This window comes from Vibrio sp. 1751, assembly GCF_033339895.1.
Classification (GTDB): Bacteria; Pseudomonadota; Gammaproteobacteria; order Enterobacterales; family Vibrionaceae; genus Vibrio; species Vibrio alginolyticus.
In genome coordinates, this window is record NZ_JAWOVM010000142.1 from 1 (window position 1) to 6,371 (window position 6,371).

General features: G+C 42.8%; 5 protein-coding genes and 4 tRNA genes. 3 read left to right on the forward strand and 6 right to left on the reverse strand.

Features of this window, described 5'->3' with window-relative positions:
* Positions 1–180: 180 nt before the first annotated feature.
* The 4 genes from R7041_RS22270 to R7041_RS22285 all read right to left on the reverse strand — a co-directional run bounded on the left by R7041_RS22270 (position 181) and on the right by R7041_RS22285 (position 576).
* Positions 181–256 (reverse strand) — tRNA-Thr (locus R7041_RS22270).
* A 13-nt stretch (positions 257–269) separates the two neighbouring features.
* Positions 270–344, reverse strand: a tRNA-Gly gene (locus tag R7041_RS22275).
* Positions 345–379: 35 nt separating this feature from the next.
* Positions 380–464: transfer RNA gene (locus R7041_RS22280), tRNA-Tyr, on the reverse strand.
* A 36-nt stretch (positions 465–500) separates the two neighbouring features.
* Positions 501–576 (reverse strand) — tRNA-Thr (locus R7041_RS22285).
* A gap of 205 nt (positions 577–781) precedes the next feature.
* Between R7041_RS22285 and coaA the strand changes: the two genes are divergently transcribed.
* Complete coding sequence (coaA, locus tag R7041_RS22290) at positions 782–1,705, forward strand: type I pantothenate kinase (RefSeq protein ID WP_005388683.1); 924 nt, start codon at positions 782–784, stop codon at positions 1,703–1,705.
* Positions 1,706–1,712: 7 nt separating this feature from the next.
* Here coaA and birA read toward each other — a convergent pair whose 3' ends face one another.
* Together birA and murB are read right to left on the reverse strand one after the other, a co-directional pair.
* On the reverse strand, positions 1,713–2,678 hold the full coding sequence (gene birA, locus R7041_RS22295) for a bifunctional biotin--[acetyl-CoA-carboxylase] ligase/biotin operon repressor BirA (protein ID WP_064368846.1): 966 nt from the start codon (positions 2,676–2,678) through the stop codon (positions 1,713–1,715).
* Positions 2,675–3,718 (reverse strand): UDP-N-acetylmuramate dehydrogenase, encoded by a 1,044-nt coding sequence (murB, locus tag R7041_RS22300; protein WP_064368847.1) that lies wholly within the window; start codon positions 3,716–3,718, stop codon positions 2,675–2,677. Before murB ends, birA begins: the two co-directional genes overlap by 4 nt.
* Positions 3,719–3,819: 101 nt before the next feature.
* On the opposite strand from murB, the gene R7041_RS22305 reads away from it, so the two are divergent.
* Together R7041_RS22305 and pssA are read left to right on the forward strand one after the other, a co-directional pair.
* Entirely contained in the window at positions 3,820–4,251 is a 432-nt protein-coding gene (locus R7041_RS22305; RefSeq protein ID WP_017633746.1) for a GNAT family N-acetyltransferase, read from the forward strand.
* A gap of 71 nt (positions 4,252–4,322) precedes the next feature.
* The gene (gene pssA, locus R7041_RS22310) at positions 4,323–5,663 is read left to right on the forward strand and encodes a CDP-diacylglycerol--serine O-phosphatidyltransferase (RefSeq protein WP_025768993.1); all 1,341 of its coding nucleotides are present in this window, start codon (positions 4,323–4,325) and stop codon (positions 5,661–5,663) included.
* Positions 5,664–6,371: the final 708 nt, after the last annotated feature.

A 6,371-nucleotide genomic window follows, 5' to 3' on the forward strand; every position in this document is an offset into this window, starting at 1 on the left:
TGTTTTACCGTGGTCAACGTGGCCGATAGTACCAACGTTAACGTGCGGTTTCGTACGTTCAAATTTTTCTTTAGACATGAGTGGTCCCTCTAGGTACGGATTTAGGTGGCCCAAATTGACCACGCAACCAAAAAAAGATAATTGGTAAATCTAATATCAAAAGGAAATAAACTTGAGAGCTGGTGCTGATAGGCAGACTCGAACTGCCGACCTCATCCTTACCAAGGATGCGCTCTACCACCTGAGCTATATCAGCACTCAAATTAGAGTGGAGCGGGCAGCGGGAATCGAACCCGCATCATCAGCTTGGAAGGCTGAGGTAATAGCCATTATACGATGCCCGCAACACGTAACTCTGAGAGCTATTTCCTAAAGAATATGGTGGAGGGGGACGGATTCGAACCATCGAAGGCAGTGCCGGCAGATTTACAGTCTGCTCCCTTTGGCCACTCGGGAACCCCTCCAAATTTTCAAGCCATTCAGACTACTAAAGGAAAGAATGGTGCCGACTACCGGAATCGAACTGGTGACCTACTGATTACAAGTCAGTTGCTCTACCTACTGAGCTAAGTCGGCATAAGTGGTGCGCATTCTATTGAATGATTTTCTAGGTTGCAATAGTAATTTGAAAAAAAATCATAAATTTCGATTTTTTAGATTCGTTTGCTGCAAATTCGTACAAACTTAGCTTTTTTAAAGCAAACTTCGACCTTTGTCGTTTGCTTTGAAGTTCGCTTGATGTATGTTCTTGCTTCTATTAAACCAAGGATAAAAGAGACCCATGAGTCCATTTTTGTCATTTGACCGTGCAAATTGGGCCGAGTTAAGAAACTCTGTACCGATGACACTTTCTGAAGACGACTTGACTGCGCTTCAGGGCATTAATGAAAACCTAACCATGGAGGAAGCGGTAGAGATCTACCTTCCTTTGTCTCGTCTTTTGAATCTGTATGTCCAAGCTCGTCAAAGCCGCAATTCCGTATTACAACAATTCTTAAATACAGAGGAACATGCTCCCCCTTTCGTAATTGGTATCGCTGGCAGTGTTGCTGTAGGCAAAAGTACGACTGCTCGTATTCTAACGGCATTGCTTTCTCGTTGGGAGAATCATCCCAAAGTGTCCTTGGTTACAACAGATGGCTTCCTATATCCGAAAAAAGTACTAGAAGAACGCGGTATCATGCATCGTAAAGGCTTCCCTGAATCCTATGATATCAAGCGTTTAGTCGAGTTCATGTCTGACGTAAAGGCAGGAAAGCCCGATCTTGAAGTACCCATTTACTCTCACATCACGTATGACATTACTGATGAACTAAGAAAAGTGGATAGACCGGATGTTCTTATTATTGAAGGTTTAAACGTTCTGCAAAGTGGAATGGACTATCCACATGACCCGCATCGTGTCTTCGTCTCTGACTTTTTAGATTTTTCAATTTATGTCGACGCAGAAACAGAAACCATTGAACATTGGTATGTAGAACGCTTTTTAAAGTTTCGCCAAGGGGCCTTTACGAAACCAGGCTCTTATTTTAGCCACTACACACAACTCTCTGTCGATGACGCAAAGAAAAAAGCGAAGCAAATTTGGCATGATATTAATGGGCTCAATTTAGAATTGAATATTCTTCCAACTCGTGAGAGAGCCCACTTGATTCTACACAAAGGCGTTAACCACTTAGTTGATAAAGTCTCGTTGCGAAAGTAATCGAAGATTAGTCACTTTTACGCAACGAGATTTCACCACCAATATAAGTCTCTAGTCCTTGGGAGGTTTCGATTAATATTCCACCTTGATGATCGATGCCTCGAACGACGCCATATACCTCTCTAGGACCAATAAGCAGTTTGACCTGACGATTAAGGAAATTGTCTAACCGATTCCAACGTTCGATAAAGCCAGTAAGTCCTTTCATTTCATATTCGACAAGTGCGGAATTCCAATGCTTGATAAGTGTCATTGCTAGAACATTTCTATCGATCTTGAGACTCTGATTTACTTGGTTCAACGTGGTCCATGGCTGGTCAATCTCAGGCTGGTCGTCAGGCATTCCAATATTCAGGCCCATCCCAATCACTAGATGAGCAGCCCCACCGGCCTGACCCGACATTTCAACCAAGATTCCGGCCAGTTTTTTATCTTGATAATACAAGTCATTCGGCCACTTGAGTTTAACACCTTGCATGCCTACTTCTTCCAAAGCTTCCACTGCGGCAATCCCAATCACCAAGCTCAAGCCCATTGCCGCAGCCATTCCTGCATCCAGTCGCCAATACATAGAGAGATATAAGTTAGAGCCAAACGGTGAGACCCATTGTCTACCGCGGCGACCACGCCCTTGTGCTTGATATTCAGCAATACAAACACGGCCCTTTTCCGAAGCCGCGACTCTGTCGAGCAAATATTGATTCGTTGAGTCAATCACAGGGACGAGTTCAACAAGTGACTCCGAGCTAGTGGTAAGGAGAGTCTCGTCTAACAACTGCAATGGTGAGGCTAATTGGTAACCGCGCCCTTGCACTCGATAAATATCAATACCCCATTCACTAAGACCTTTAATGTGCTTAGCGATTGCCGCTCTAGAAACATTAAGATCGTCGCCCAACGCTTCTCCTGAATGAAACTCGCCATCACTTAATAACTTTAGAATATGAAGTTTCGTAGAGTGATCTTTTCTCATCTAGATGCCTCGATCTGAGCCAAATTGGTCTCCCCGGTACGATTAAGAAAGCGTACTTCATGCTCAAGTATGATTTGGTATTTGTCCCATACTGTCTGCTTCACTAGAGAAGCAAGCGCGACAATGTCATCAGCACTACAATTATCTATGTTGGTCAAAACCAAAGCTTGCATAGGGTTGACCTGCGCACCGTGTACAGACTTCCCTTTTAATCCACACTGATCGATAAGCCAACCAGCAGCAATTTTCATTCCTCCTGAAGCTGGGTAGGCCACTACGTTAGGGTGTTTTTTTGTTAGTCGATCATAGTGATCTTGTGTGATCACTGGGTTTTTAAAGAAACTACCTGCGTTACCTATCTTGGTTGGATCTGGCAGTTTTGCCTTTCGCACTTGGCATACTCGTTCGAAGATAGAAGCAGGGCTGAGTTGTTCTTCTGGGATAGTTTGTAAAGGGCCGTACTGGTTAATCGGCTGCCATTGCTTCGCCAACTTAAGCCCTAATGCGGTGATAAAGCACTTTCCGTGCAACGCATGTTTAAATATGGAATCCCTATAGGCAAACTCACAGTCTTGGGCGTGCATTCTTTTGTTTTCAAACGTAGTTAGGTCAAGAACATCTACATAATCACAGATGTCTTTTAGCTCTAGGCCATACGCACCAATGTTCTGAATAGGAGCCGAGCCAGCACAACCTGGAATCAAAGCTAAGTTCTCGACCCCACCGATCCCCTGATTCACACACCAGGAAACCAATTCAGGCCAATCTTCACCACCGGCAATATGTAATAGGTAGTGCTCATCCGTTTCCGTGACTTCTTTACCCATGATTCGATTAACAATCACTAATCCCTCAAAATGTTCTGTAAAAAGAACATTACTTCCTTTACCTAAAAAAAGTTTTGGTAAATGGGTGAATCTTGGGTTTTGAAATAGCTCAATAACATCTTCGAGCGACTCAACGATAGCTAAATAGGAACACGATTGTTCAATTCCAAAAGTATGGTAAGCCTTTAGGCTCGCATTTGTTTTAATTTGCATAGTAGGTTTGCAACACCAGATAAGATTCTCTTAAACTGTCGACATTCTACATTAGTTATCTTTTAACCGCAGTGACAATACCAGACTCATTAATCATAGAAGTGTTAAATCCCATCAAGCTCCCGCTCATTAAGAAACTATACAAAGCGTATTACCCTGCGGGTCGAGCCAAAAAGGATGAATTGATCATTACAGCAAGCCATAAGGGTGAAATCATTGCGTTACTACGTTTAAAAGGTGTAGATAAAGTTCGTCTGTTGACAGGAATGTTGGTCATTCCGAAAGTTAGGGGAACAGGGATTGGAAAAAAACTACTAACTCATTGTAAAAACAATGTTTTCACTGATGGCGATTATTGCTTCGCGTTTACACATCTCGAATCCTATTATTCCAAGCATGGATTCACAACAATTGATTGCTCTGAGCTACCACACCCGCTAAAAATGGCATTTCAACGTTACGTAGATAGCGGTAAAGATCTCATTCCAATGCAATTCATCTCTTCAACGACATCAAAACGCGTGCTTTTGTAGCCAGGTAAATCATATCTTTGATAAAATGGCAGGTTCGCAATATTGCACTAAACTAAGGTACTCATACCGATATGATAGTAAGTAGGAATCCATTCGAACAGTTGCCAAGTCTCGCTGTCAATCCGGAAGACTTTGATGTTCTGTATTCAGCAGAATCATTCAGAACCCGTCTTTTAGATGCTATCAGCAAAGCAACGTCGCGAATTTACCTAGTCGCTCTATATCTGGAAGATGATGAAGCTGGACGTGAAATTCTCACTGCGCTTTATGAAGCGAAACAGCGCAATCCTGGGTTGGACATCAATATCTGTGTCGACTGGCATCGAGCGCAGCGTGGCCTGATTGGTGCGGAGACATCTGAGGGTAATTCAGCGCTTTACAAAGCATATGCCAGTAAGTACCAGCACCCAATCCCTGTCTATGGCATACCAGTGCGTGGCAGAGAAGTTTTTGGGGTACTGCATTTAAAAGGCTTCATTGTCGATGATACTGTTATCTACAGTGGGGCGAGCTTAAATAACGTTTATCTCCATTATCATGAACGTTATCGATTTGATCGTTACCATGTGATTCGACATGAATCTTTAGCGAATTCAATGGTGCAATTCATTCAGGAAGAAATGATTGCTCACCCTGCCGTTAATGATCTTGCAGGAAAAGATAAGCCAGAAACCAAAGAAATAAAGTCGGCGATTCGCCAACTGAGGGCTTCTCTTGCTCAAGCCAACTATAAGTTTGAAGACCAAGCTGCAACAGAAGAAAGTGTAAAAGTCACTCCGTTAGTTGGGCTAGGCAAACGCCGTAATCTGCTCAATCAACAGATTGTAAAGTTATTGGCAGCAGCCCAAGACGAAATTTTCATTTGTACGCCTTACTTTAACTTCCCTAAAGCACTTCATCGTGAAGTGAAACGAGCCATGAAGCGTGGTGTGAAAGTAACTATTGTTGTGGGCGATAAAACCGCCAATGACTTTTACATTGCACCTGAGGAAGACTTTAAAACCATTGGCGGACTTCCATATCTTTACGAAGTGAATTTGCGTCGCTTTGCGAAAGCCAATGAAGCGAATATCGCCGCACGTAAATTGTCAATTCACCTATGGAAGCATGACAATAACAGCTTCCACCTTAAGGGTATTTGGGTTGATAAACGCTATATGCTACTTACTGGGAATAACCTAAATCCACGTGCTTGGTCACTCGACCTAGAAAATGGGCTACTCATACAAGACAATTATGCGAAGCTCACTGAGAAGTTTGAAGACGAAGTTTCGCGTATTCTTGAGCATACTCACCTTATCTGTACTTATAAGCAATTAGAGAAAGTAGAAGACTATCCTATAGAGGTACAGCGACTGGTCAGAAAAATTACCCGCCTAAAGGCAGATGGTGTTTTAAAACGTATTCTTTAGACATCATTTCTCGCTCTAAAGTACGTCGAAATTTTTATACTAAGCCAACCGCTTTAGCAGTTGGCTTTTTCATATAATCCATTTGGAATAAGCACATAACCACTTAGATCTAGAGCGACTCTCTTAATGGGTTTGAGCTTTGACGTTTGTGAGTATTCCGCATAGCTTACAGCCTCGAGCTAAGCTACCCCTCTCTGTTCTGGCGCTTCTTACCCTTTGGCGATATATTTTTTCTGAGACTCATCAAATGTTCAGCGTCGAAAATCATCACCTCGCTAATGAAGAGCTCCTTCAATCTTTCACCTTCCAATTCTTTTCAAGTCGTTTGATTTTTGAGCCAGGAGAGATTGGGGGTATATATGACGCTTTTCTGGATTATGTGCACAGTTCGTTTTTTCTTTCTCATCAAGATTCAAGCCGTTGAACGCCTTTGAATACCATAGATTACTTAGGTTTGTTTGTAGGTCATATTGTCTTTCCACAGCATCAACGGCCTATATTAATTAAAGCCTAGTGTGTAATCACGCAAAGTTCACTTAGTAGGGATTATGGGGAGTAGTCTAATTAGGTGTAAACACACTTCAGGGAAACGCCGCAGTAGAAACGAAAAAAGCCTCAGTCTTTCGACTGAGGCTTAATATAAGTGGCGGAGTGGACGGGACTCGAACCCGCGACCCCCGGCGTGACAGGCCGGTATTCTAACCAACT